The 24,592-nt window shown below is 49.9% G+C and carries 21 protein-coding genes and 3 tRNA genes; 16 read left to right on the top strand and 8 right to left on the bottom strand.

What is annotated here, in order from left to right; genetic code table 11:
- Positions 1-55 precede the first annotated feature (55 nt).
- The 11 genes from U5R06_17335 to U5R06_17285 all read left to right on the top strand — a co-directional run bounded on the left by U5R06_17335 (position 56) and on the right by U5R06_17285 (position 9,583).
- Positions 56-283, top strand: coding sequence for an STAS domain-containing protein (locus U5R06_17335; GenBank protein ID MDZ7724508.1), 228 nt, complete (start codon positions 56-58; stop codon positions 281-283).
- Between the two features lie 28 nt (positions 284-311).
- The gene (locus tag U5R06_17330) at positions 312-698 is read left to right on the top strand and encodes a hypothetical protein (GenBank protein ID MDZ7724507.1); all 387 of its coding nucleotides are present in this window, start codon (positions 312-314) and stop codon (positions 696-698) included.
- 41 nt (positions 699-739) lie between these two features.
- Positions 740-1,717 carry a GTPase ObgE gene (obgE, locus tag U5R06_17325; protein MDZ7724506.1) on the top strand — a complete coding sequence of 326 codons (978 nt, stop codon included), beginning with the start codon at positions 740-742 and terminating at the stop codon, positions 1,715-1,717.
- A gap of 6 nt (positions 1,718-1,723) precedes the next feature.
- Positions 1,724-2,818, top strand: a complete 1,095-nt coding sequence (gene dprA, locus U5R06_17320) for a DNA-processing protein DprA (GenBank protein ID MDZ7724505.1) — start codon at positions 1,724-1,726, stop codon at positions 2,816-2,818.
- A 48-nt stretch (positions 2,819-2,866) separates the two neighbouring features.
- Positions 2,867-2,950: transfer RNA gene (locus U5R06_17315), tRNA-Ser, on the top strand.
- Between the two features lie 16 nt (positions 2,951-2,966).
- A tRNA-Ser gene (locus U5R06_17310) sits at positions 2,967-3,054 on the top strand.
- Positions 3,055-3,140: 86 nt separating this feature from the next.
- A complete protein-coding gene (gltX, locus tag U5R06_17305; GenBank protein ID MDZ7724504.1) occupies positions 3,141-4,658 on the top strand; it encodes a glutamate--tRNA ligase in 1,518 nt (505 codons plus the stop codon).
- Between the two features lies 1 nt (position 4,659).
- Positions 4,660-4,730 (top strand) — tRNA-Gln (locus U5R06_17300).
- A gap of 446 nt (positions 4,731-5,176) precedes the next feature.
- On the top strand, positions 5,177-6,331 hold the full coding sequence (locus U5R06_17295; GenBank protein ID MDZ7724503.1) for an ATP-binding protein: 1,155 nt from the start codon (positions 5,177-5,179) through the stop codon (positions 6,329-6,331).
- A gap of 96 nt (positions 6,332-6,427) precedes the next feature.
- Positions 6,428-7,306, top strand: a complete 879-nt coding sequence (locus U5R06_17290) for a carboxypeptidase-like regulatory domain-containing protein (GenBank protein ID MDZ7724502.1) — start codon at positions 6,428-6,430, stop codon at positions 7,304-7,306.
- Positions 7,307-7,342: 36 nt separating this feature from the next.
- Entirely contained in the window at positions 7,343-9,583 is a 2,241-nt protein-coding gene (locus U5R06_17285) for an SUMF1/EgtB/PvdO family nonheme iron enzyme (protein MDZ7724501.1), read from the top strand.
- Positions 9,584-11,356: 1,773 nt separating this feature from the next.
- On the opposite strand, the gene U5R06_17280 is transcribed toward U5R06_17285, so the two are convergent.
- From U5R06_17280 to U5R06_17270, 3 genes are all read right to left on the bottom strand, one after another.
- Entirely contained in the window at positions 11,357-12,610 is a 1,254-nt protein-coding gene (locus U5R06_17280; protein MDZ7724500.1) for a PQQ-dependent sugar dehydrogenase, read from the bottom strand.
- 67 nt (positions 12,611-12,677) lie between these two features.
- Positions 12,678-14,030 carry a family 43 glycosylhydrolase gene (locus U5R06_17275; protein MDZ7724499.1) on the bottom strand — a complete coding sequence of 451 codons (1,353 nt, stop codon included), beginning with the start codon at positions 14,028-14,030 and terminating at the stop codon, positions 12,678-12,680.
- A complete protein-coding gene (locus tag U5R06_17270; GenBank protein MDZ7724498.1) occupies positions 14,027-14,632 on the bottom strand; it encodes a hypothetical protein in 606 nt (201 codons plus the stop codon). Before U5R06_17270 ends, U5R06_17275 begins: the two co-directional genes overlap by 4 nt.
- Before the next feature lie 272 nt (positions 14,633-14,904).
- Between U5R06_17270 and U5R06_17265 the strand changes: the two genes are divergently transcribed.
- The 4 genes from U5R06_17265 to U5R06_17250 all read left to right on the top strand — a co-directional run bounded on the left by U5R06_17265 (position 14,905) and on the right by U5R06_17250 (position 18,498).
- The gene (locus U5R06_17265; GenBank protein ID MDZ7724497.1) at positions 14,905-15,432 is read left to right on the top strand and encodes a flavodoxin domain-containing protein; all 528 of its coding nucleotides are present in this window, start codon (positions 14,905-14,907) and stop codon (positions 15,430-15,432) included.
- A 304-nt stretch (positions 15,433-15,736) separates the two neighbouring features.
- Positions 15,737-16,336 carry an HAD-IIIA family hydrolase gene (locus U5R06_17260; GenBank protein MDZ7724496.1) on the top strand — a complete coding sequence of 200 codons (600 nt, stop codon included), beginning with the start codon at positions 15,737-15,739 and terminating at the stop codon, positions 16,334-16,336.
- A 406-nt stretch (positions 16,337-16,742) separates the two neighbouring features.
- Positions 16,743-17,576, top strand: a complete 834-nt coding sequence (locus U5R06_17255; GenBank protein ID MDZ7724495.1) for a hypothetical protein — start codon at positions 16,743-16,745, stop codon at positions 17,574-17,576.
- Positions 17,506-18,498: a M20/M25/M40 family metallo-hydrolase gene (locus tag U5R06_17250; protein MDZ7724494.1), complete on the top strand. Its 993-nt coding sequence runs from the start codon at positions 17,506-17,508 to the stop codon at positions 18,496-18,498. Before U5R06_17255 ends, U5R06_17250 begins: the two co-directional genes overlap by 71 nt.
- Positions 18,499-18,516: 18 nt before the next feature.
- Here the strand turns inward: U5R06_17250 and U5R06_17245 are convergent, their stop codons facing one another.
- From U5R06_17245 to U5R06_17235, 3 genes are all read right to left on the bottom strand, one after another.
- Entirely contained in the window at positions 18,517-18,909 is a 393-nt protein-coding gene (locus tag U5R06_17245; protein ID MDZ7724493.1) for a hypothetical protein, read from the bottom strand.
- A gap of 656 nt (positions 18,910-19,565) precedes the next feature.
- On the bottom strand, positions 19,566-19,955 hold the full coding sequence (locus U5R06_17240) for a type II toxin-antitoxin system VapC family toxin (protein ID MDZ7724492.1): 390 nt from the start codon (positions 19,953-19,955) through the stop codon (positions 19,566-19,568).
- The gene (locus U5R06_17235) at positions 19,955-20,185 is read right to left on the bottom strand and encodes a type II toxin-antitoxin system Phd/YefM family antitoxin (protein MDZ7724491.1); all 231 of its coding nucleotides are present in this window, start codon (positions 20,183-20,185) and stop codon (positions 19,955-19,957) included. The genes U5R06_17240 and U5R06_17235 overlap by 1 nt, the downstream gene beginning before the upstream one ends.
- Positions 20,186-20,589: 404 nt before the next feature.
- On the opposite strand from U5R06_17235, the gene U5R06_17230 reads away from it, so the two are divergent.
- Complete coding sequence (locus tag U5R06_17230; protein MDZ7724490.1) at positions 20,590-20,739, top strand: hypothetical protein; 150 nt, start codon at positions 20,590-20,592, stop codon at positions 20,737-20,739.
- A gap of 98 nt (positions 20,740-20,837) precedes the next feature.
- On the opposite strand, the gene U5R06_17225 is transcribed toward U5R06_17230, so the two are convergent.
- Both U5R06_17225 and metH read right to left on the bottom strand, forming a co-directional pair.
- Complete coding sequence (locus U5R06_17225) at positions 20,838-20,996, bottom strand: rubredoxin (protein ID MDZ7724489.1); 159 nt, start codon at positions 20,994-20,996, stop codon at positions 20,838-20,840.
- A 35-nt stretch (positions 20,997-21,031) separates the two neighbouring features.
- A complete protein-coding gene (gene metH, locus U5R06_17220) occupies positions 21,032-24,433 on the bottom strand; it encodes a methionine synthase (GenBank protein ID MDZ7724488.1) in 3,402 nt (1,133 codons plus the stop codon).
- Between the last annotated feature and the right edge of the window lie 159 nt (positions 24,434-24,592).

The following is a 24,592-nucleotide window of genomic DNA, read 5'->3' as shown; positions in this document are numbered from 1 at the left end:
TTATCTTTAATATTATAAATAATCGTTTTGGGGGTTATACAACGGAGAGTGTGTAATGGAAGGTATCCAAGTATCCATACAACGTGCAGGAAGAAATAACAATATATCAGTGATCAAAGTCGGCGGATATATTGATACAACAACGTCGTCGGAGCTCGAACATGCCTTGACCAAACTGCTAAAGGAGGGGTCTTATCAGATCATTATCGATCTGAGCAATGTGGATTATGTGAGCAGTGCGGGCTGGGGCATTTTTATCAGCGAAAGTCAAGGGTATCCGTGAAAGAAATGGTGATTTGAAGCTTGTTGGCATGACGACGGAAGTATGGGAAGTTTTCGAGCTGCTGGAATTTCATAATATCCTTCGCGCTTTTGATTCGATCAAAGACGCAGCCGCCGACTTTGCCGGCGCCGTTGCATCCGGGCAGGAGGCCCCCCCGACGTCCGAAACGGTCACTATAGCTAAAGATGCAGAACCGCATCCTTCCGTTCAGCCGGATGACAGTTCTTTGGATGACAAGATCAAAGAGATCGTCGCAAAAAATCCGGATGCCGGGACGGGGCAAATAGCGCGAATGCTGAATTCAGTCGAATACGGCAATATAAAAATGGGGCGGCTGAAGGTTCGCAAGCGATTAAAAAAACTGGGGTTGAATTCAAAGTCAGACCGGTATAAATATTCTCGTCAGTATTCATAAAAGGCTGCTGTTTGTATATCACATTCTGAAAATGACCTGCTATGTTCATAGATTATGCGAAAATACATGTAAAGGCCGGTGACGGCGGTCATGGTTGTGTTGCGTTTCGCCGTGAAAAATACGAACCCAAAGGCGGGCCTGCAGGAGGAGATGGCGGCAAGGGAGGCGATATCATTCTCAAGGCCACACGCCATATGAATACATTGTTGGATTTTCGTTACAAAAAGAACTATACGGCCCGGAACGGAGAGCACGGCAAGGGAGCCAGGATGACGGGCAAAAACGGCGAGTCTTGTGTGATCGTCGTTCCGATTGGCACCTATGCCAGGGATGAGTCCGGCCGTGTTCTGGCGGACCTGACTCGCGATGATCAGCAGGTGGTACTGGTGCGCGGAGGTAAAGGCGGGCGCGGCAATGCCCGTTTTGCAACTTCCACCAATCAGGCGCCCCGGCATAGTGAAGAAGGCATGCCGGGTGAAGAAAAAGATATAATCATCGAGCTGAAATTAATCGCAGATGTCGGACTGGTGGGATTCCCCAATGCCGGAAAATCTACACTGCTGTCCCGGATTTCCGCGGCAAAACCAAAAATAGCGGATTATCCGTTTACCACCCTGGTTCCGAACCTGGGTATTGTCAAAATCGATGATTTTCGGACATTTGTGGTCACCGATATACCCGGATTGATTAAAGATGCACACAAAGGAAAAGGGTTGGGACATCAGTTTCTAAGGCATATAGAACGTACCCGTGTTCTGGCGTTGCTGCTGGATTCCAGTTCCAAAGAAATAGAATATGATTATTTGACATTGCTGAAAGAACTGCAGTCCTACAGTAAAGAGTTGGCCCGCAAGCCCCGAATTGTGGTTGTTACAAAAACGGATTTACAAAACACAGGTCAAATTGAGACCGATCTTGCCCTGTTCAAACATGAAAAAACACTTGCTATATCATCAGTCAGCGGGGACGGGCTGGAGGCATTGTTGAATACATTATGGGATGTGCTTAATGAACACTAAGGGGGAATGATGTCACCTTCAAAGTTTGATCCAGAGGCTTTATTAAGATTATGCAGCATTCCTCGCATCGGCTCTACCCGCATACGCGCATTAATGGCCCGTTTCGGTAATCCCGACAATGTGCTCAACGCTCCTCATCGACAATTAACACAGGTTGACGGCATTGATACAACCCTGGCGCGGTATATCCGTAAAGGAGGTGATCAGGCGTTTGCCCGGGAGCAGATGAAACGGCTCAGGCAAACCGGCGCTTTTTTGAAAAGTTTATGGGACGATCATTATCCGCCGTTGTTGAAGCGAATTGCGTCGCCCCCGGTTTTGCTTTGGGTGCTGGGAGAACCGAAAAGTCTGATTCAGCAGGGAATCGCGGTTGTCGGGACCAGGATACCCACCAGTTATGGACAATTAATAGCTGAAAATCTGACATTGGAGATCGTCCGTGAACCTTTGACGATTGTCAGTGGTCTGGCGCGTGGTGTGGATACCATTGTTCACCGTACGGTAGTCAATCAGGGCGGGTGTACGGTGGCTGTGCTCGGTTCCGGTGTCGATGTCATATACCCGCGGGAAAACCAAAAGACGGCCCAACGTATTGTTGAAAAGGGAGCGCTCTTGTCAGAGTTCCCGCTGGGCTCCAAACCGGAAGCCACAAATTTTCCCAGAAGAAACCGGATTATTGCGGGTATGACCCTGGGAACCCTGGTCATTGAAGGCGGTGTAAAAAGCGGTGCGTTGATTACAGCTGAATATGCCCTGGAACAAAACCGTGAAGTTTTTGCAGTGCCCGGTCATATCAATAATCCAAAATGCGCAGGCTGCAATCTGTTGATTCAGGAGGGCGCCAAGCTGGTCCGTAACGTTGATGATATTTTTGATGAACTCAAAGGTCTGAGTCCGTCCGCGCATCACAAGCAGCAGGATATCCCATTGTCCGGAATTGAAAAAAGAATTTATGAACAATTGAATTACGAACCCCGGCATATTGATGTCATTGCCCGAGACTGTAATATATCCACGCACGAAATTCTGTCGGTCCTGTTGTCTCTCGAGTTGAAAAACCTGATCCGTCAGATGCCGGGAAAAAACTTCCTCAGGATTTAATTAAATATTGACTAAAACTATAATTCTTTGTACATTATGATCTGCCAGGGAGGGCTAGACCTAATTGGTAAGGCAGCGGTCTTGAAAACCGCCGGGCTTGCGCCCTTGGGAGTTCGAGTCTCCCGCCCTCCGCAGTTACCAAAAATATGGAGAGGTGCCAGAGTGGCTGAATGGGGCGGCCTGCTAAGCCGTTGCAGGAATTTTTCCTGCCCAGGGTTCGAATCCCTGCCTCTCCGCTTTTAAACCAATGGGAATCGGCCTTTTTTGTTTCTGTTGGTTTTTTTCGTGTTTTAACAGTTAAAAGCTATGTGAGGAGTCGAGTATGTCTGTCAGAGTTCGTTTTGCACCCAGTCCGACCGGATTTGTTCATATAGGCGGACTGCGTACGGCTCTGTACAATTACCTGTTCGCCCGTCAGAATAATGGAACGTTTGTTCTGCGCATTGAAGATACGGATCGCAAGCGGTTTGTCAGCGATGCAACCGATAATCTGATTCAGGCGCTGGAATGGGCCGGTCTGATACCGGATGAAGGACCAAAAACGGGCGGTGAATACGGACCTTATTTTCAGTCAGAAAGACTCGACCTTTACCGGAAATATGCCGAACAGCTTGTTCGCGAGGGCGTGGCCTATTACGCTTTTGATACGCCGGAAGAACTGGCAGCGGTGCGCGAAAAAGCCCGGGAAAACGGTGATCCGCCGCCCAAATATGACTCGGATCTGCGCCTGAATATGCGCAACAGCCTGACGCTTCCCAAAGAAGAAATCGCCAGACTCCTTGATTTGGGAGAACCCTATGTGATCCGGCTGCTGATTCCGGATAATCGTGAGTTTGCGTTTGATGATCTGGTGCGCGGCCGGGTTTCTCGCAACAGTTCAGATATTGATGATCAGGTGCTCATCAAATCGGACGGATTTCCCACGTATCATCTCGCAAATGTGGTGGATGATCATTTGATGCAAATCACGCATGTGATTCGCGGCGAGGAATGGCTGAGCAGTGTTCCCAAGCATATTTATCTTTACGAATGCTTTGGATGGGACATGCCGGACATGGCGCATCTGCCCCTGATTTTTAATCCGGACGGAACCAAGATGAGCAAGCGCGATATTCAGACACTGGACGAATTGCCGTCCGGCAAGGTCGATCCGGATGTGCAGACCTATATCAATACCGGCTATGAAAAAACGGCTTTGATTAACTATATTGCGCTGTTGGGCTGGAATCCGGGTGATGACCGCGAAGTGATGAATCCAGAGGAATTGACACAGGAATTTTCTTTGGAACGTGTCAACAAAAGCGCGGCCATTTTCGACCTGAAAAAACTCGACTGGCTGAATTCCCAGCATATAAGCCGAAAAGACAGTCATGAACTCGCGGGGGAATTAAAACCTCTCTGTGAACAGGCCGGATTGTCCGTAGACTCGAATGAATATTTTGTGCAAGTCGTGGAGCTGTTGAAAAGCCGTCTGCATTTTCGCCATGAGTTCCCGCACTATGCCTTTTATTTCTTTAAAGACCCGCAGGAATACGATCCCAAAGTCGTAAAAAAACGCTGGAAAGCAGATTCTAAAGAATTATTACTTGAATTTATCAAAAAATGTTCTAAATTAAAGACTTTCGACAGCGAATCCATTGAACAGACGTTGAGAGAGCTGGCGGAAGAAAAAGAGGTCGGAAGCGGCCGGATTATTCATCCGGTGCGGCTGGCGGTCTCCGGTGTCGGTGTCGGGCCCGGTTTGTTTGAGATGCTGACGGTTCTGGGAAAAGATACCGTCATCCGACGCATTGAAACGGCTGTAAACGTCATACCGGAGCTGAAACAACAACAGACTTGATTGGGGTGTCGTCCAACGGCAGGACACATGACTCTGGATCATGGTATCGGGGTTCGAATCCCTGCACCCCAGCAGCAAACGGTCACGGGTTAACCCGTGACCGTTTTTATTTTGTGGATACAGGAACAGGGGAATGCTGAGAATCTAATCCTATCAAAAACGAAGCAACGAACAAGACGAACCGATATGAAATTCCGGCTGGTTCGGGCGCCAAAGGAATTAATATGTGGCCCGCGGAAAACGCGAAACCACACCAAAAAGGACACTTGCCATATTTGGTATGTGACGCGGGCTGGGATGGATTATCTATGAAATAAATCGGGTATTTAACTCCAAATGATGTCTGTTTTAAAAGTGCAACAGACGTGATGTTGCCGTGCAGGGCAGAGCGATTTCAACGCCTGTTATGTTTGCAGGAAATAAGATTGCAGATACTGAAAAAGGAACCCTGATTTTTCTTGACTAATTGGTATTAATATTTTACATTTAGACGTCTTAATGTAAAATAGGATTATTATATGATCATACGACCGTTTTGGATTGCAAAGATTCAACAGGCATTGACACGGCGCTCTATTGTCTGGTTGTCTGGTGTCAGGCGTGTCGGTAAGACCACACTGATCAAAATGTTTAAAGATGCCCATTATTTGAATTGCGATTTGCCATCCGTTGCAAGACAATTCAGGGATACCGAATATTATTATGATCACGTTGATAAAAAATTCATTATTTTTGATGAAATACATCGTCTGGAAGATCCCAGTCTGTTGTTAAAAATCGCAGCTGACGAGTACCCGCATTTGAAAATAATAGCGACAGGATCTTCCACCCTGGCAGCCACTCAAAAATTCCGTGACAGTTTAACCGGTCGCAAGGTAGATATTTATTTGCCTCCTGTTCTTTGGCAAGAGAGTGTTTCGGAATTTCAGGTCAAAGATTTTGATCATAGGCTTTTGCACGGTGGGCTTCCGGAAGCTTTGTTGGATAAAAACATTGATCTGTCCTTTTATTCAGAGTGGATGGACAGTTTTTATGCCCGTGATGTTCAGGAAATGTTTAATATTCGTAACCGAACCGGATTTATCAAACTTTTACAATTCATTTTTCTGCAAAGCGGTGGATTGTTGGAATATACCAGCCTGGCCAAGCACAGTGAATTGACCCGTCCCACTGTAAAATCTTATATTGATACTCTGACCATTGCGCACGCTATTTTTTTGCTGAGACCCTTTTACGGAGGAGGTCGCCGTGAGATCATAAGACGTCCCAAATGCTATGCTTTTGATACTGGATTTGTTGCATTTGTGAGAGGATGGAACAATCTCAGGGCCGGGGACAGGGGTGGATTATGGGAACATCTTGTCCTGGATACCCTGCGCTCCTATGATAGGGGACGAGGCATTTATTACTGGCGGGATAAATCAAACCGGGAGATCGATTTTGTGTTGCCCCAATCCAACCGAATTCACGCCATTGAATGCAAGATCAATCCCGACCACGTTGATATAAATTCTTTTTCCCGCTTCCGATTGCTTTATCCCGAGGGAAACAATTACGTTGTCAGTCCCGCTGTCAAGGAATCTTATTTGCACAGCTATAGTAATCATCGTATACAATTCATCAACATTGAACAACTGGGAAAAGAATTTAAAGAACCTCATCTTTCACTATAAATAAAGCAACGAACGAAACAAAACGAACCGATATCAAGTTCGGCTGCCAAAATGTGGCCCGCGGAACACGTGAAATAAAATTGTTTTCGTGATCTTTTGTGTGTTTCGCGGGCTGCAATAGATAACCTGTTTCATACAGATATGGAAGGCTTTCGCTATACCTCGAACAACGGTGTGGTGCGCGTCGATGACGAACCAAACAAGGATATGGTGTACTTGTCCGCCAACGAACGCGTACTGGAGATTTTGCACACGGGATACAAACCCAAACGTATCATTCTGCATGAAATCGGGATTCGGCTCAAGGGTCAACAGGTCTGGCAGATTCAGATCACCGGCGACCGGGATGAAGACCCGATTCCGGTGACCATTTTGACCGAACCGCAGGGCGCTATGATTCGCATTGACGGCGGTGAGGCCACTGAGGATATTCAGCATTTGCTTGTTCCCGGAACGCACCGGATTGCCGCTGCACAGTCGGGGTATGTCTCCAAAGACACCGTGGTGCACGTGGACCGCAATCATGCTCTGGTGCGTCTCACACTCGAGGAGCGTTCCCAATACGGCGCCGTGGACATTACGGTTACCCCGGCGGATGCGTCTATTGTGCTGGTGCACGAAAGCGGACAGACGTTTCGAGCCGAGGGCAGTCACGCCTTTACGCAATTGCCGACCGGAACGTTTGAGTATCAAATCACCCGCAGCGGTTATGAACCCAAAAGCGGACAAATCACGGTCAAGGCCGGACAACGGCTGCGGGGGGATATCGAGATTAAAGAGCGGCAACCGACTGCGCGCGAATCCTACCCGCAGTGGGAAGAACCACGCTTGCAGACAAAGAAATCCGGCTGGGTGTGGTGGCTTTTGGGACTGGCAGCGGTGGGCGGCGGATATTATTACTATAGCACGCAACTGCAGCAGGACGAATCCCCCACCATGATGCAATTTCATATCTCGGACGAGGTCGCGGATTAAATTTATAACTGAACTTATTCAAAGCGAGAGCTTGTTATGTACAATAGATTTTCATTGAATCGTGTTTTAAAAGTGCGAACCCTGATTTTAACGCCTTTCATCGCTGGTTTACTGACGCTGAGCTGTGATATTTTCCAGCCCAAAGACCAGCCGTCCGTGTTGGTGCTGAATGTGCAGGGTGCACAAAAGACCTCTTTGGCCAAATCCCTCAAGCAGATCGAGACCACCCACTGCACGGTGAAACGCGATGGCAATACGGTTTATAGCAGCAGCCTGCCGCACGAGTCCGGCCGATTCACGGCAGAAATTGAACTGGACCCGGGGTCCGGTTACAGTGTGCTGCTGCTCGGCCGCACGAATGGCCTGACCGTGGCGCAAACCTCGCAGACCGGTATTAGCCTGTCCGAGGGGCAAACCCGCACGTTGAACCTCACCTGGCAGCGCTTCAAGGTCCAGTTGGTGACACCGGAAGACGGAGTGACTGCTGGTTACAGCCCGCAATTGACCTGGAACGCCTGTCCCGGCGCCCAGCAGTACGCATTGCAGTTGGATGACGGCGCAAATTTTTCCAGTACGATAGTGGATAAAATATTGGAGACTGAAACCAATTATACCCTTTCTGATTCTCTGGCCAACGGGAAATATTTTTGGCGGGTGCGCGCCAAAGACAGCCGCGGGACCTGGAGAGAGTGGTCAAAAGTGTGGCAGTTTGAGGTAGGGGTTGAATATTTGAATGTGTCCCGCACCAGTCTGAGTTTGTCCTCTGCTTCGAACAGCCAGTCCGGTTTTGGCATTGAATCCAATGTGAGCTGGACGGTGAGCGATGATGCCTCGTGGCTGAGTGTGTCACCGGGCAGCGGGTCAGACGATGGTACGGTCACAGTGACGGCCACCAGCGACAATCCATCAACGGAGAGCCGCAGCGCGATGGTGACGGTGAACGGAGATGGCGTGGGATCAAAAACGATCACGGTCACCCAGTCGGGCGCGGATGCGTATCTGACCGTTTCCACAACCAGTCTGAGCCTGTCCTCATCTTCGAATAGCCAGGCCGGTTTTGACATTGAATCCAATGTGAGCTGGACGGTGAGCGATGATGCCTCGTGGCTGAGTGTGTCACCGGGCAGCGGGTCTGATGATGCTACCGTGACGGTGACCGCGACCAGCGCCAATCCATCGACGGGCAGTCGAAGCGCTACGGTGACGGTGAGCGGGGATGGTGTGGGATCAAAAACGATCACGGTCACCCAGTCGGGCGCGGATGCGTATCTGACCGTTTCCCCAACCAGCCTGAGCCTGTCCTCATCTTCGGACAGCCAGTCCGGTTTTGACATTGAATCCAATGTGAACTGGACGGTGAGCGATGATGCCTCGTGGCTGAGTGTGTCACCGGGCAGCGGGTCTGATGATGCTACCGTGACGGTGACCGCCACCAGCGCCAATTCTTCGACGGGTAGTCGAAGCGCTACGGTGACGGTGAGCGGGGATGGTGTGAGTTCCCGGACTGTTACGGTTACCCAGTCCGGATCGTCGTCTCCTATATCTATCGAATGGGTCCCTGTTCCGGGCGGCAGTTTCCAGATGGGCAGCAACAGCAGTGAGGCGTACAGTGACGAACAACCGGTACATACGGTGACGCTGAGTGATTTCAAGATCAGCAAGTACGAGGTCACCAATGCGCAATACGCGGCGTTTTTGAATGACCAGGGTGTATCATCGGACGGCAGTGCATCGGGCACAGAATATATAGACATGAATGCTTCGTATTGCCAGATTGATTATGGCGGCGGACAATTTGTGGTGGAAAGCGGCAAGGACAATTACCCGGTGATCGGAGTGACCTGGTACGGGGCGAAGGCGTTCTGCGAATGGGCCGGCGGCCGCCTGCCCACGGAAGCGGAGTGGGAGTACGCGGCGCGCGGCGGTCCGCAGAGCCGCGGTTATACCTACGCGGGCGGCAATACCATCGACGCCGTGGCCTGGTATGATGGCAATTCCGGCGGACACACGCATCCGGTTGGCGGCAAGCGCGCGAATGAGCTGGGTTTGTACGATATGAGCGGCAATGTGTGGGAGTGGTGCGCGGACTGGAAAGGCAATTATTCTTCGTCTTCACAGACCAATCCGACGGGACCGTCTTCGGGCTCCTACCGCGTGCGTCGCGGCGGCGGCTGGAACGACGATGCCAGGTACTGTCGGGTTGCCTATCGCTACGTCAGCGTCCCGGGCGGTAGCCGCAACGTCCTGGGCTTCCGCCCCGTTCAGGACGGAGATTAGGTTTTGGGTTTTTTACCTTTTTACGTTTTGGTTTTTTCTGTTGGCGGCGTCAGCCGCCCGAACATATTGTCAGAATCAGGATCAGGATTAACGGGATTTTAGAGCAGGAAAGATTGTCTGAATCAGGATTGCCAGGATTTTGGGATTTTCAGGATGTTGGTTTGGCTGGTGGGTGCTGGTCGCGATTGTGAGCATAGTTTGGCAGGTATCGCATCGGTTTGGATATCCATCCCGCTCGGATTGAAATAAGGTAATAAGGTATTGTTAATATTGTAAATAGAGCTACGAAGGTGTCAAGGCAAAAATAAGGTTTAAAACCGTCTGAATGCGACATGATGTGTATTTAGCCGCATCCTGTACCAGGTTTTCAAAATCGGAAAATCAATATGATCATGCGCCCATATCTGTTGCAACGAATTGATAATCATAGATTGATTTGGATTTGAAAAAAATAATTGATAGTACATGCGTTCAATTCATAGGCACTATTTTAATAAAATGGCTCTGTAAAATCTTATTATCATGTTGTTTAAGCGTAGTAGCCAGGAGTCACAACGAATTCAAGCTTGTTAGCTTGTTGACATGAAAATCGAATACAACAATTTATACACACATTTTGTGCTTATGTCGTACAATCGGTTCACCCTTTTTTTGCAAGTATGATTTTCGTTTTTACCCGAGTTATAGACGGTCGGATTCATGCCGAAATGTAATCATTAGAATATCTCTCAGACAGTACTACAGTATGTACTGATAATAAAAAGACCATGATCATCACTCAAAATGGAGAGGCAAAAGCTATTCTGCAGGATGTTCACTCTTTTGAATAATTGCAGGAAAGTCTCGCCTTGTTGAAAATATTGGCATCAAGCAGCAAAAGCTTAAAAAAGGGTAACTATAAACCGGCATCCAGGGCCTTTCAGGATATCAGACAAAAAATAGACGAACAGCTTTCAGAATAAGCTATAATGTCTATATGATTGCCGATGCCGAGCAGGATATGCAATCAAGAAAAGCAGGTTCGTTGAGCAGCCAACCCGAAATGCGCAGCTCTGCCGCAACGCTGATTCGTGAAATAGCACGGATACTTCACTGCAAAAACAGAATTTGCCGTGCAGAGTCCGGTCGGGTCCTGCTATTGTTCGTAAGAACCAATACCGTAACCTTGTAGAGGTTCCACTATTGTAGAACGCGGTATCCAAAACAAACACAATCCCCGGAGGGGATTTACAATTGACCGGCTAGCGGCGGGGCGCTGTGCTATAGTTCATGTGCAGGGGGAAGGTTTATTTTGATATGGGGTTCTACGATAATGGTAGGATGGTGTTCTCTTTTTGCAAAAAACCGGCGGGACAGGCTGTTTTTTTATCGGACGGCTACGGATTTATTACATGGATTTGATAATTCTCAGACAGTACGTACTACAGTATGTACTGTCTAAACTCTCTTTAAATATATAATAAATAAGGGTCTGCTTACACCTTTGCCGATGATTAATAAATAATGAATTTTCCGGATACAACAGATTTTGCATTCTCATAATCTTTATCAAATACCAAGTCAAAAATAAACCGAAAAGTACCTTTGATATTTGGCGTAAAGTATGATACATAATCTTGATCTACTTGATATTTAACCCAGTGTCCACTAAAATATAGCAATTCTTAATTCTTTGGGGATGGCTGTAGGGGCAGAGGGTAAGGGGGATTCATGTACCCACTTTCCGCCCCTTTTGTAGCCCTACAGACCTTTATAGCACTTACACATATCCCGCTACTCTTTGTACGTCACCTTCCACACCCGGCCTTTTTGCGAGTCGGTGATGTACAGCTCGCCGTCCGGGCCCTGGGCCAGTCCCATGGGACGATATTCAGCGTCGCGGGTGCTGATGATTTTTTCCGTGCGCGCGAAATTATCGGCAAACACCTGCCAGTCACCGGCCGGGTAGGCGCCGTCAAAGGGCACAAACACCACCTTGTAACCCTGCTGCGGTTTGGGGGCGCGGTTCCAGGAGCCGTGAAAGGCCACGAACGCGCCGTTTTTGTACGTTTTTGGAAACTGATCGCCGGTGTAAAAGATCAGATCATTGGGCGCCCAGTGCGCCGGAAAGGCCATGATCGGGTCTTTGGCATCGGCGCAGCGCCCGATTTTCTCGCCGTCGCCGCCGTATTCCGGGGCCAGCACTTTTTTGTCCTGGCGTCCGTCATAATAACAGTACGGCCAGCCGAAATCATCGCCTTTTTCGATGAGCAGAAACTCTTCTGCCGGCAGTTCCGCATTGTCCTGGTCATCGTAATAGCGCGGCCACAGGGTGTTCAGCTGATCGCGGCCGTGCATGACCGCGTACAGTTTGTCTGCGCTGTGATTGTAATCCACAGCCACACAGTGGCGGATGCCGGTGCAGTACTGTTCCGAGTCGTTTTCCAGAGTCTGGTTCAGTTTGTTTGCGTCGAACTGCCAGATGCCGGCGTGTTTTTTTAACTGCGGACACGGATCAAGTCCGGGTGAGTGCAGCGAACGCATGCTCTCCTGACAGGCGTTCGAAGGACCGCCGATGTTCAGATACAGATGACCGTCTTTGTCAAAGGTGATGGGCTTGGCGGCGTGCTGGCGCTGCTCCTGCAGACCGGTAATCACGGGTTCGGGCTGCGATTGCGGGAGCAGTTCGCCGGGTGTGAGTTTGTAACGATACACGGCGGTATCCGGCGCCACATACAGATAGCCCTGATAAATATCAATGCCGGTGCCGGCGAACGGCGCGAAATATTCGATCTCGTCCGCCTGTCCGTCCTTGTCCGCATCCCGCAAGGCCACGACACCGCCGCCGTTGTTGGGTTCGCGCAGCATAATATAGACATCGCCGTTGTCATTGACGATAATTTGCCGGGCACGACCCACATTATCTGCAAATATTGTGGCTTTGAATCCGTCCGGCAGCGTGATCTCCTGAGCGGCTGCCGGAATAATGCCGCTGAAAAAAACAAAAAGAATAAATAATGCTGAAAAAACTGTTTTTAGCGAATTCATAGGAACTCCTGCTTGTGATTCTGCTGTTTCATTGTTTTAACAATATTTCGGCGATAATCATTCAGGTTTATTTGTGTGATTCAAACCGCAGCCAGTCGACAGCCATATTCCAGTCCGGATTGGCGTCATCGCTGTAAAACTGCAGCCACAAGGCGTGCACACCGGATATGGATTTGACATCATGCGTCAGGGTGGTGCATGTTTTTTGGCTCTCAGCTTGGGGAATGGGAACAGACGCCAGCATCGGTCCCCAGGGCATATCCGCTTTCAGCTGCAGCGTGCCGCCGCAGTGTCCCGGCGCCACGCGGATATGCACTTTGCTGACGCCGCTGCCGAAATCGATATACTTGAACACCGCTTTATCGTCATGCTGAATGGCGCCCAGTTCTTCATTGCCGGACTCGAACAGCCGGATGCGCACATTGCCCTGCAGGAGGCAGGCGCGTTCCGCGTCAATGCGCTCGACAGCGGGGAGCGGCTCGCCCAGGCCCTGCGACGTCATTTCAACTTCCGGAATGCTGCCGTCCGCATTGAATGTGATCGGCTCGGCGCAGGCTTTGCGCATCATTTTTGAGCCGTGCGTGGAGCGGTGATAAAAGACAATCCATTGATCTTTGAATTCGGCAATAGAACCGTGATTGTTCCAGTTGCCCGGGTTGCATTGATCATTGTCCACGATCACCCCGCCGTAGGTATAGGGACCCATGGGGAAGCGGCTGGTGGCGTATCCGATACAGGTGGGCATATCCGCGCGGCTCAAGTCGGCGTACACCATATAATATATGCCGTTGCGTTTGGCCAGGTAGGCGCCTTCGTGGAAATAGTGTCCGGATTCCGTGAGCACGCTGTCGCGTACGCTGGCCGGGTCCAGCTCTTTCATGTTCGGCGCGAGTTTGGCCATTTTCAGGGTAAACTGTCCCCACATATAGTATGCCTGACCGTCGTCATCAATAAACACCGATGGATCGATCTGATTGTGACCGTGCGTATCGATCGGCTGACCGTCTTTGAACGGTCCGGCGGGATCCGGCGACGTGGCCACGCCCTCGGCGTCCGGATCCGGCTGACAATAGTACAGATAGTAGGTGCCGTCGTGATGCATGCAGTCCGGTGCGTACAGCCGCGAATCGTTATACGGCACCTCGTCATTTTCGCCCGCCGAGGCAAAGCGGTTTTTCAGAATGTCCCATGATTTTAAATCCCCGGTCACCATGACGTGATGCCGGTGCGAGCAGTAATCATCCGGACTTTCGTCCAGGGAGCCATAGATATACAACTTGCCGTCCGGCCACACATGCGCGCTGGGATCGGCGATATACACACCCGGGGGCACGATGGGATTTTGTGAGAAAACCGATCCCACTCCCAGCAACAACATTATGATTGATAACCCTGTTTTGAAATATGAATTCAATTTCATCGCGGGACTCCTTTTGATTGATCTGCGATCAGTCTGTTCAGGTTATCTGCAAATTTTGTACTGATATCCGGCTTTTGCGAGATATAGGTCTGCTGTCTGTGGGTTGGATCGGCCTGCCAGCGGCTGCCTTTGTCGATGTTGAACTCGAGCCGGCCGTAACCCTTGTTTTGCAGGAATGCGCCGGTTCCCTCAACTGCAAAATACACCGTGGCCAGATCCCAGCTCGGCCGCCCGTCATCCAGGGTATTGCCGAACGCGGTTGTGTCTTTGGCCAGTTTTTCCGCGCTCATTTTGTCCACCGGATCGCCCACATCCGTGCCGTGATACGCGCCCACGGGAACAGCGGGTCGACCGCAGGCAATGTTGATGGCCTGCACCACACCGGCGCCGTAGGGGACGCGGCCGGAGGTGTACACACAGCCGAGGATTTCGGCTTTATTCTGATCCGCATACGCATGCAGCAGCGCCAGGGCGCCGGCATCATCACAGTCCGAGCCCATGTCGGTGTCGAAGATGATGTTGACGGGCGGGCCGGTTTGGATTCCGGATGTCTGACACGATAGAAAGATGAGAAAAAGGAGGAAATAAAGACGTACAGGCATGGCTTAATCCTTTGAGTTGTTTGTTTGATAAAGATATCTATTAATTCAGAAAAAAGCAAACGGAAGCAATCGGAAAACGCGTTGGAAACATTGAATTTCAGAGTGAATTTGAATTGTATATTGAACGATAAAAGATGTTCATATTATAAATAAATATTGAACTGACGAACCGTTGAATCGTTGAACTTTTTCTTGCATCTCATGTTGTAATTTCATAAATATACTGTCAGTCGTAATCAACCATCCGGATTGAAAACTTGAGGAAGAGGCGCATGAAGACAAAGATTCTGGTAGCCTATGCCACAAAGTATGGGTCCACAAAAGAAATTGCTGAAAAAATCGGCGAGGTGCTGCAACAGGCCGGTTTAAATGCAGAGGTTAGGGATGTGAAACAGGTTGAGGCTCTGCCGGTGTGCGATGCGGTGGTGCTGGGCAGCGCCGCGTACATCGGCAGCTGGCGCAAAAGCGCGGCCAAATTTCTAAAAGCAAATGAGGATGTTCTCAAAGATAAACCGGTGTGGCTGTTTTCCAGCGGTCCTACGGGCGAGGGTGATCCGGTGCAGCTGGCCCAAAACTGGCAATTTCCGAAAAAACTGCAGCCTGTCGCCGACCGTATCGGGCCGCGCGATATTGCCCTGTTTCACGGCAACGCGGATGCGGAGAAACTCACCGGTTTTCACAAATGGATGATGAACAAAGTCGATGCGCCGCTGGGAGATTACCGCGACTGGCAGAGGATCGGGTCATGGGCAAAAGAAATCGTAGATGATTTGAAAGGCCGGCGCTCTAAAACCGGATAACGGGAAATATCCGGATTGCAGAATTAAACAATATCCGGTTTGGATCAAAGCTAAACAGAGCAAGTCTTTGACTGGATTTAAAATGTCATTCATATGAAAACAAAAAAACAGGCATTTGCATTATTTTAATCTCAATGCGGTTGGTATATATATCAAGTCCGGCCTGTGCCTCTTTTATAGAAAAGTGTGCAGGGGGGAGATCTGCCGGACGTTTTAGAGCTTTTTATGTTTGCTGACGGGTTAACAGTTTGAGCGTTTAATCGTTAAACTGTTAAACGGTTAAACCTTTAAACTATTCCAGTCTATGGAAAATAGCAAAAAATTAAATTCATTTCATTCACGTGTCAGGGGCGCTCGCCCCGCTGTCTTTCTCGACCGCGACGGCACACTGATCGAGGATCATGGATTCCTGCACGACCCGGCACAGGTGGAATTCTTCCCGGACACGGTTGCGGCGCTCCGGTGTCTGCTTCCGTACTTTGACCTGTTCATCGTCACCAATCAGTCCGGGGTAGGCAAAGGACTGATTTCGCTGACCGATGTGGAGCGTATCAATACCCATGTGACTCGATATCTGGAAGAACACGGCATTCTGCTCCAAGAAACTTATGTGTGTCCGCACGACCGCTCTGAGAACTGTGAGTGCATCAAACCCAAACCGTTTTTTCTGCAGAAAGCGGCGGATGATTACGGCATTGATCTGTCGCGTTCCTGGACCATCGGCGATCATCCGCACGATGTAGAGTTCGGCATCAATGCCGGCGCTGACGGGATTTATGTACTGACCGGACACGGCGAGAAACATCGGCGGGAACTGGACGGGAATACGATTGTGGTGAACGGGATTAAAGAGGCGGTGGCGTATATTCTGGATAAAAAGAAGACTCTTGCTGCATCAAAATAATAAACGCAGCCCGTTGAGAAACAGAGTATTAAATGTCTCAATACAATAACCGGATTGAACTTGTGCCCGGGCGTGATATTTCGACGCTGTGCGGTCGTCCAGGGGGAATAAATCCGGAATTTGAGCGGGAGGAGCGATTATGAATAGGGTTGACTTTTGCAATACCCGCAATCAGGATAAAAGGATTTTGAATTTTTTTGATCCTTTAATGCGGTAAATCATAAAATCCCGGTCTATGGTTGCGATTGTGTTTAGATCAAGCTGCTCAGCCAGATAAACAAGACAGGCATCTGCAAAGTCAAGTTATTTTTCGCCCATTGTTCCGGGGAATTAACCTTGCATCCCAGTCCATTTCCTGTTACATTAATGCAGTAAATTATTAATTCTGAATGTTAAGGACCAGTTTATGCGTTTTACACTGCTATTTTTATTGCTATTCACAATTGCGGTATCCGCCAATCCGGATATCACCTCACAGGAAATACATGATCACATTGCATTTTTGGCCGCCGATTCGCTCAAGGGCCGTCTGCCGGGATCGCCGGAAGGACGGCAGGCCGCGGATTATATCCGCCATGAATTTGAAATGTCCGGACTGCAGCTGCTCGCTGACCAGGGATTTCAGAGCTTTGAAATTGTCACAGAACTGGAACCCGGAGACGGAAACCGGCTCACGTTCGGTGACAGCTTGTATACTCCCGGAGAGGATATGCTGCCCCTGTCGTTTTCAGCCAACGATTCACTGACAGCGCCGGTCGTGTTCTGCGGTTACGGGTTTGATATCCGCGACAGTCTGACCTGGAACGATTACAAGGACGTGGATGTGTCCGATAAGTGGGCGCTGCTTTTGTATGGCGATCCGGAGCCGGATGACCTCAACAGCGTGTTTGCCCGCCATGCTGATATCCGCAAAAAGTGTATTATCGCCCGGGATCACGGCGCGGTCGGGGTACTGATTACCCCGGGACCCAAATTTGATACCGAGGATGAACTGCCCGAGTTGCTGGTGCGTGAAAGTCATATAACGCTGGATTTGCCGGTCGTGCATCTGCGTCGGCCGGTAGCGAAGCGCACTGCTGGGCGACCGCGCCGGCGTGGACTCGCTCGAAGCGCGACTGAACCGCGAACGGCAGCCGTACAGTTTTGCGCTCAATACCGAGATGAGTGCCGTGACCGATCTGCGCCGCAGCCGCAGCCGCACGCAGAATGTGGTCGCTATGCTGCCGGGGGCGGATCCTGAGCTCAAAGACGAGGTTGTCATTCTGGGCGCGCATTACGATCATCTGGGTATGGGCGGCGCCGGCAGCAGTTCGCGTGAACCGGACACTCTGGCCGTGCACAACGGCGCCGACGACAATGCCTCCGGCGTGGCGGCGCTGCTGGAACTGGCCGAGGCAGCCGCGGCACAGTCCGAGCCGTTCAGCCGCAGTCTGCTGTTCATTGCATTCGGCGCTGAAGAAATGGGCGTGCTTGGATCCAGTTACTTTGTAAAAAATCCCCTGGTGGAATTGGATCAGGTGTCGGTGATGATGAATTTTGACATGATCGGTCGACTGGATTCGTCGCGCGGCTTGACGGTCTATGGAACCGGGACGGCTGCAAATCTGGAATCCCAATTAGACCGGCTGATTGCCGGCCGCCGGGCAACGCATTTCAATCCCGAAGGTCTGGGCCCTTCGGATCACGCGGCGTTTTACGCAAAGGACATTCCGGTGCTGCAGTTTTTCACCGGCACGCATGACGATTATCATACCTCGCGCGATGATCTGGGTCTTTTGAATATCGACGGAGAAACCGACATTGTACGGATGGTTTACGAGCTTGTGCAGCAGGTCGCCGGGAATACGCCCAAACTCGCGTTTCAACAGGCCGGGCCCCAATCGCGGCCCTCGGGCCGCGGGCGTTTGCGCGTGACGCTGGGGTTCATGCCGGATCACGCCGCAGCCGATGTGGACGGACTGCGCATACAGGCAGTCACACCCGGTCGACCGGCGCAGCAGGCCGGACTGCAGAACGGCGATATCATCACCGGTATGAACGGCAACCCCATCCACAATATTTATGAATACATGCACCGCCTGAGCCGCTGCAAACCGGGACAGCGGGTGAGCGTCAAGGTCAATCGCGACGGGGAAGAACGGATTTTTATTGTGGATTTGTGATTTAGATTGCAGCTGTTATCAAGTAGGATAATCATTAAAACTTTGCGGGTATTTATATTGAAAATGCCGGAATGAAACCGGATGTGGATGAAATTGTAGAGTCAACTGACTGCTGCAAAATAAATAAATTTCCCCGCCCTCTTGACTTTTTTTTAGAGAATTATTATACTGTAAAAGATCGTTGCGGGAAAAACTTTGTTCCAAGTTTAAACCAAGTTTCCGGGGATATCTGAATTGGATGCTTTTTTCTGTTATAGGAACGATTTGCTCTCTTCCATGCATGTCGTCTTTTCCCGGGATTATTGTATTTATTTTTACCTGTTTGTTGTCTTTTTTGAGAGGACTCGAGTCTTCTTCACACCCAACAAAAAAAAGTAGGGCAGCAACGATTGTCACAATTGTTAATCTCATAATAACTCCTTTAGATCTTGATACTGAATATCTAGTGATAAAGGTTAATTACGACAAGAATTTTCTATATTCACAATAGAAAGGTGACTAATGGCTTTGTTTGAATATCCCGTATAATCAAAGATACGAATGTAGCGAATTATGTCAATAATATTTTTATGTGATCAGCATAATTGTGCTAAATTGTACATTAAAAGACGATTGGTTTTTCTTATGTAGATGGTTTATTGTTGATGAAAGCTGTAACCAGTGAGTATACAGTTTCTTATCCGCTTGAGCGCTAAACAGATTGTTTAGCATTGCATGTGTAATAATAAACAGAAAAAGGAGAGTGCAAAAAACATCTGAATCCATCAGAAAACGTTATTCTGAATATTTAAAAAATAACAGTTGATAAAATTCCGTCTTTTCTAAATTTTAAAACAATGGAACATCCACAATGTTCTAACGGAATTCAATGTATCCGGTACGTTCACTGAATCATTTTAAACAAACCCGGAATCGATTTCACTGCCGCAAGCACTAGTAGCATAACAAAAACAGTTGTACTACGAGGGAAAAGACGAATTCATCATCGTGCAGGTGACCTTCAGTTGCCCCCTGTCCGACCTGTGACATTTGACTTTCAAACTTTTGCCTTTTTGACCTTCCGAGTTTCAGCCCCACCCCAGCTTTGCATAAAACTCTCTGATAACAGTATCCCGGGTCAAAATCGGCAGATCTCTCAGCATGGCGGTGGCGACGATGGTTCGGTCTGCGGGATCCTTGTGCGGCCAGTCTAGTGCAATGTTTTTCGCCCAGCTCCTCTCATCCACCGGGATAATCTCGAATCCGTTGAATTGATGGATTTTATCAATATACGTGTGCAAACTCATGCGGATATCCAGTTTCTTGCGCTTGATATTGATTCCGATCTCCCAGAATGAAATAGAAGACACGGCCGCGCTGCCGTTTTCTAATGCGGCAAAGGCAATTTCCCGTTCGTTTTCCGTCAATGCATCCGGATTCAAGGTAGCCCAGAGCAACGCGCAGGTATCAAAAAGCATCAGACCTCCTCCCACTCGTCGGTCTCCGGCTGCATCACGTCCTCATCAATCCGCACTTTGCCCCAGTATTCCCCAAATACATCCGATATGCGTTGTTTTTTCTGGATCGGTTCGATCTTGAGCACCGGTTTATTGTGCGATGTCACAATAACAGGCTCACCGGTTTCTTCAATTTTGCGGAAATATTCCAGCAGCTTGGGTTTCAACTTGCTTTTGGATATGTATTCCATACCACACCTCCTCTTTTATGATCCGGGTCATGAGCAGGGTCATAATTTAGCATCTGTAAGTTTATAATGCAAGATGATTTTTGAAACCCGGATTCTTTACGCAGGATAGCCGGAAGTTCTACCTCCAATTCACCCCCCCTAGCTGCACAGATATCCTTTATCATTCCGCTTTCTGGCGGAATGCAGTACGGACATCCGGGTTCAGTTTCATCCTGTAAGTTATAACCCCGACGTCCAACCGCCCACGAACAACCTTGTACCATCTGACTTTACTTTTTCTTGACAAGCTAACGAAAATAACTTAAATCATGTACATATGTACATGAAGGAGAGTATGGTGAAAATTGTTATTGACACATCTATCATCATCTGTATTGAATAAAGCAAAATCAGACGGAGAGGTCATGATTCAAAAAAGAGACGGCTCTGCATTCATTATAAAATCGTACACGTCGAATAAATCTTCATTAAACGTTAAAGGCATTGACGCCGATATTTCTTCTTCGGAAATTGTAGACATGATACAGGAAACCCGGAAACGGCGGGAATCATGACCGCGCGGCCCGAAAGCCCATCAAACACCTCCCCTGAAAACACAAAACTTACCGCAACGCTCAAGCATCCACGAATGACCTTTGACTCTTTGACTTTTCTATACCTCATCAAACATATCTTTATCCACATAGCACACCGGACATTTCCAGTCTTCCGGCAGGTCTTCAAACGGAGTTCCGGGGTCGATACCATTGTCGGGATCGCCTTTTTGCGGGTCATAGACATAGCCGCAGTTGGTACAGATATACTTTTTCATGCTGTATCTCCTTTTTATTCTTTCAATAATATAAATTATTCCAGGCTAAAATATTTGGCTTCCGGATGGTGCACAATCACGGCCGAGGTGCTCTGTTCCGGCACCATCTGCTCCCCGTCCGTCAGGGTCACACCAATGCGTTCCGGCTGCAGCAACTGAAACAGCTTGCGGTTCTCGGACAAATCCGGACACGCCGGATAGCCGAATGAGTAACGCGAGCCGCGATATTTCTGCACCACATAATCCTGCATGGTCTCACCATCCTCTTCGGTGATATCCAGTTCCATGCGCACGCGTTTGTGCCAGTATTCCGCCAGCGCCTCGGCGGTCTCTACGGTGAATCCGTGAAACAGCAGGTAATCTTTATACTTGTCGTTTTCATACAGCTTTTGCGCGCGTTCAGACGCTTCATCGCCCACGGTCACCACCTGCAGTGCAAGCACATCGCGCGATTGCGCCGATTCCGGTGTAAAGAAATCCGAGATACTGCGGTACGGCGGTTTTTTCTGGCGCGGAAAATAAAAGCGCACCCGCTCGTCGCCGGTTTCCGGATCGTAGACAATCAGATCCTCGCCGCTGCTGCTGCAGGGGAAATAGCCGTACACCACGCGCGGATGCAGCAGCTCATTGTCGCGGCAATAGGCTTTCATGTCTTCAAACTGCGGCTTTACCGTATTCTCGATCAGTTCGTTGTATTCATCGCGGTCCATTTTACCACGCCGGTATCCCCAGCGTCCGCGGAACAGCACCGATTCGGTCAAATAGCTGTACACCACATTCAGATCAATATCCGTGACCACACGGGTGCCCCAGAACGGCGGTTCTGGAATGTTTATATCCCGGGATATCGGCTCTGGTGTTTGCGCATCCGACTTTTGCGTTTTCCGGGGTGTTGATCCTCCGGATTGTTCGTTCTGCATGTTGTGCAAATCACCCGCTTTGAGCAGAGACATGGCGCGCAGCCCTTCAAAGGCATCGGAACAATACACCACCGGCGCCTCCAGGATCGGAGCGCATTGTTCATTGACAAAGCTTTTTGTCAATGCGGCGCCGCCCAGCAGCACCGGCGCCTGCACACCGCGCTGTTTCATGACCTGCAGATTTTCCTGCATCACCACCGTCGATTTGACCAGCAGTCCGCTCATGCCGATGGCATCCGCCCCTACCTCGTTCACCTTGTCGAGAATGGTATCAATTTCACATTTAATGCCCAGATTATAGACTTTATAGCCGTTGTTGCTCAGAATAATATCCACCAGATTTTTGCCGATATCATGCACATCGCCGCGCACCGTGGCCAGCACCAGTTTTTTCTGCACCTGCACGTCTTTTTTCTCCAGATACGGCTCCAGGTCTGCTACGGCGTGCTTCATCACTTCCGCGGACTGCAGCACAAACGGCAGCTGCATCTTCCCGGCGCCGAACAGATCACCGACCACTTTCATAGCCGGAATGAGGATCTGATTGATAATGTTCACCGGTTTGATACCGGATTCGCGCGCCTCGGTTAACAGCTCGTCCAGCTGACTGCGGTTGCCCTGAATCACCCGCTGTTTGATCTTTTCCTCGATCGGCGCGTCTTTGTTCTCTTTTTCCTCCGTCTCGGCGCCGGATTTATCCTCAAAATGCCGGATAAACGCAAACAGCGGTTCTTTGCCGCGATTGTAAATCAAATCGAGCGCGGCGTTTTGTTCTGCCTGATCAATACGATACAAGGGGATGATCTTTTTCACATTCACAATGGCCAGATCGAGTCCGGATTTGACCGCTTCAGCCATAAACACAGAATTCAGCACTTCGCGCGAGTACGGCGACAGTCCGAAGGATATATTGGATACGCCGAGAACGGTGTACACACCGGGCAGGGCCTTTTTAATCTCGCGCAGGCCGTCCAGGGTCGCCCTGCCGGCATCTTTCATAGCTTTATCGCCGCTGCCCAGGGTAAAGGTCAAGGCGTCGTAAATCAGATCCTGAGGACACAGTCCATGCCGATTTACCGCGATATCGTAAATGCGCCGGGCCACCTGGACTTTGCGTTCCACCGTCTTGGCCATGCCCTGTTCATCGATGGGCAGTGCAATAAGCGCTGCACCGAAACGTTTGGCCAGCCCGCAGATGCGGTCGGCGCGTTCCTCGCCGTCCTCCAGATTCACAGAATTGATCACCGGACGGCCGGGGATGCGCTGCAGCGCCGCTTCCATCACATCGGTGCTGGTGGAATCGATAAAAATCGGCAGATTCACCTGCTTGACCACACGCGTCACCGACTCGATCATATCGCGCTGTTCATCGCGGCCGGTATAAGCCACGCACAGATCCAGGCCGTGCGCGTTCACCTGTTCCTGCTGCCGCGATATATGCACAATGCCGTCCCAGTCCTCTTGCAGCAGACGCTCGCGGAACACCTTGCTGCCGTTGGTGTTGGAACGCTCGCCCACGTAAAACGGCCTCGGTTCCTGGCCCAGGGTCTGCGCCGAAAACAGCGACGCCAGCGCCGGCGCCGGTTGAACCTGTCGGGGGGCGGGCTGTACATCTTTTACGGTCTGGTACAACGCCTCAATATATCCGGGATGCGTGCCGCAGCAGCCGCCGACGATATTGACGCCGTACTGTTTGACAAAATCGGCCAAAGTTTCGGAAAACGTGTTGATGGGCAGCGTGTACACCATCTCGCCGTCGCGGTTTTCCGGCATGCCGGCGTTCGGCTGTACAATCACGGGTCCGAGGAATCCTTCGCAGATCTGCTTGATATACGGCCGCATGGGTTCGGGACCCGTGGCGCAGTTCATACCCATTACATCCACATCAAAGGGCTGCAGGGTCGCCAGCACGGCGCTGATGTCGCTGCCTACCAGCATACTGCCGGTGGTCTCGATGGTCACAGACACGATACGCGGCACAGTGATACCGGTCTCACGCATAGCATCCTGCGCCGCGATAAGCACAGTTTTTACCTGCAGCAGATCCTGACAAGTTTCGATGATCAGACCGTCCACCCCGCCCTGTAACAGTCCGAAAGCCTGTCTGAAATAGGCGCGGTGCAGTGTTTCGAAATCAGTTTGTCCCAGGGTAATCAGCTTGGTGCCGGGTCCCATAGATCCGATGACAAAGCGTTGCCGGTCTTTGAATTGATCCGCGGCGCGGCGGGCGATTTTTGCCGCGGTTTCGTTCAGTTCCTCGGTGCGATTCTGCAGATCAAATTCAGCCAATACCAGCCCGCTGCCACCGAATGTGTTGGTCTCCACCACATCAGAGCCGGCATTGAAATAATTTTCATGGATCGTCTGAATTTTTTCCGGCACTGTAAAATTCAATACCTCGGGACAACCGTTCCTGCCGTCCCATTCCTCATCTGTGGGATCAATCGCGTGCACCTGGGTGCCCATGGCGCCGTCAAAAACGACCAGCCCCTGTTGTATGCGTTCTAAAAAGGTCAAACCTGCCTCCATTAGCGATGAAACTTAAATATAATCAACACAATACTGAAAAACAACCCTTTCGCTGACCGGGTAGACCGGTTCAAACAGAGAGAAAAATGACTGAACCTGTGCAGGCATTCAGTCATTTTCAAATACCGTCCTTTAACAAAAATATCG

Source organism: candidate division KSB1 bacterium, from assembly GCA_034521575.1.
Classification (GTDB): domain Bacteria; phylum Zhuqueibacterota; class Zhuqueibacteria; order Residuimicrobiales; family Krinioviventaceae; genus JAXHMJ01.
The sequence above is the reverse complement of the archived record's forward strand: the minus strand, read 5'-3'. Positions and strand labels throughout refer to the sequence as shown.

Excerpts from the sequence above, each read along its gene's own strand:
- U5R06_17335 (MDZ7724508.1), top strand. The coding sequence starts at position 56 with ATGGAAGGTATCCAAGTATCCATACAACGTGCAGGAAGAAATAACAAT.
- U5R06_17330 (MDZ7724507.1), top strand. The coding sequence starts at position 312 with ATGACGACGGAAGTATGGGAAGTTTTCGAGCTGCTGGAATTTCATAAT.
- obgE (MDZ7724506.1), top strand. The coding sequence starts at position 740 with ATGTTCATAGATTATGCGAAAATACATGTAAAGGCCGGTGACGGCGGT.
- dprA (MDZ7724505.1), top strand. The coding sequence starts at position 1,724 with ATGATGTCACCTTCAAAGTTTGATCCAGAGGCTTTATTAAGATTATGC.
- gltX (MDZ7724504.1), top strand. The coding sequence starts at position 3,141 with ATGTCTGTCAGAGTTCGTTTTGCACCCAGTCCGACCGGATTTGTTCAT.
- U5R06_17295 (MDZ7724503.1), top strand. The coding sequence starts at position 5,177 with ATGATCATACGACCGTTTTGGATTGCAAAGATTCAACAGGCATTGACA.
- U5R06_17285 (MDZ7724501.1), top strand. The coding sequence starts at position 7,343 with ATGTACAATAGATTTTCATTGAATCGTGTTTTAAAAGTGCGAACCCTG.
- U5R06_17280 (MDZ7724500.1), bottom strand. The coding sequence starts at position 12,610 with ATGAATTCGCTAAAAACAGTTTTTTCAGCATTATTTATTCTTTTTGTT.
- U5R06_17275 (MDZ7724499.1), bottom strand. The coding sequence starts at position 14,030 with ATGAAATTGAATTCATATTTCAAAACAGGGTTATCAATCATAATGTTG.
- U5R06_17270 (MDZ7724498.1), bottom strand. The coding sequence starts at position 14,632 with ATGCCTGTACGTCTTTATTTCCTCCTTTTTCTCATCTTTCTATCGTGT.
- U5R06_17265 (MDZ7724497.1), top strand. The coding sequence starts at position 14,905 with ATGAAGACAAAGATTCTGGTAGCCTATGCCACAAAGTATGGGTCCACA.
- U5R06_17260 (MDZ7724496.1), top strand. The coding sequence starts at position 15,737 with ATGGAAAATAGCAAAAAATTAAATTCATTTCATTCACGTGTCAGGGGC.
- U5R06_17255 (MDZ7724495.1), top strand. The coding sequence starts at position 16,743 with ATGCGTTTTACACTGCTATTTTTATTGCTATTCACAATTGCGGTATCC.
- U5R06_17245 (MDZ7724493.1), bottom strand. The coding sequence starts at position 18,909 with ATGAGATTAACAATTGTGACAATCGTTGCTGCCCTACTTTTTTTTGTT.
- U5R06_17240 (MDZ7724492.1), bottom strand. The coding sequence starts at position 19,955 with ATGCTTTTTGATACCTGCGCGTTGCTCTGGGCTACCTTGAATCCGGAT.
- U5R06_17235 (MDZ7724491.1), bottom strand. The coding sequence starts at position 20,185 with ATGGAATACATATCCAAAAGCAAGTTGAAACCCAAGCTGCTGGAATAT.
- U5R06_17230 (MDZ7724490.1), top strand. The coding sequence starts at position 20,590 with ATGATTCAAAAAAGAGACGGCTCTGCATTCATTATAAAATCGTACACG.
- U5R06_17225 (MDZ7724489.1), bottom strand. The coding sequence starts at position 20,996 with ATGAAAAAGTATATCTGTACCAACTGCGGCTATGTCTATGACCCGCAA.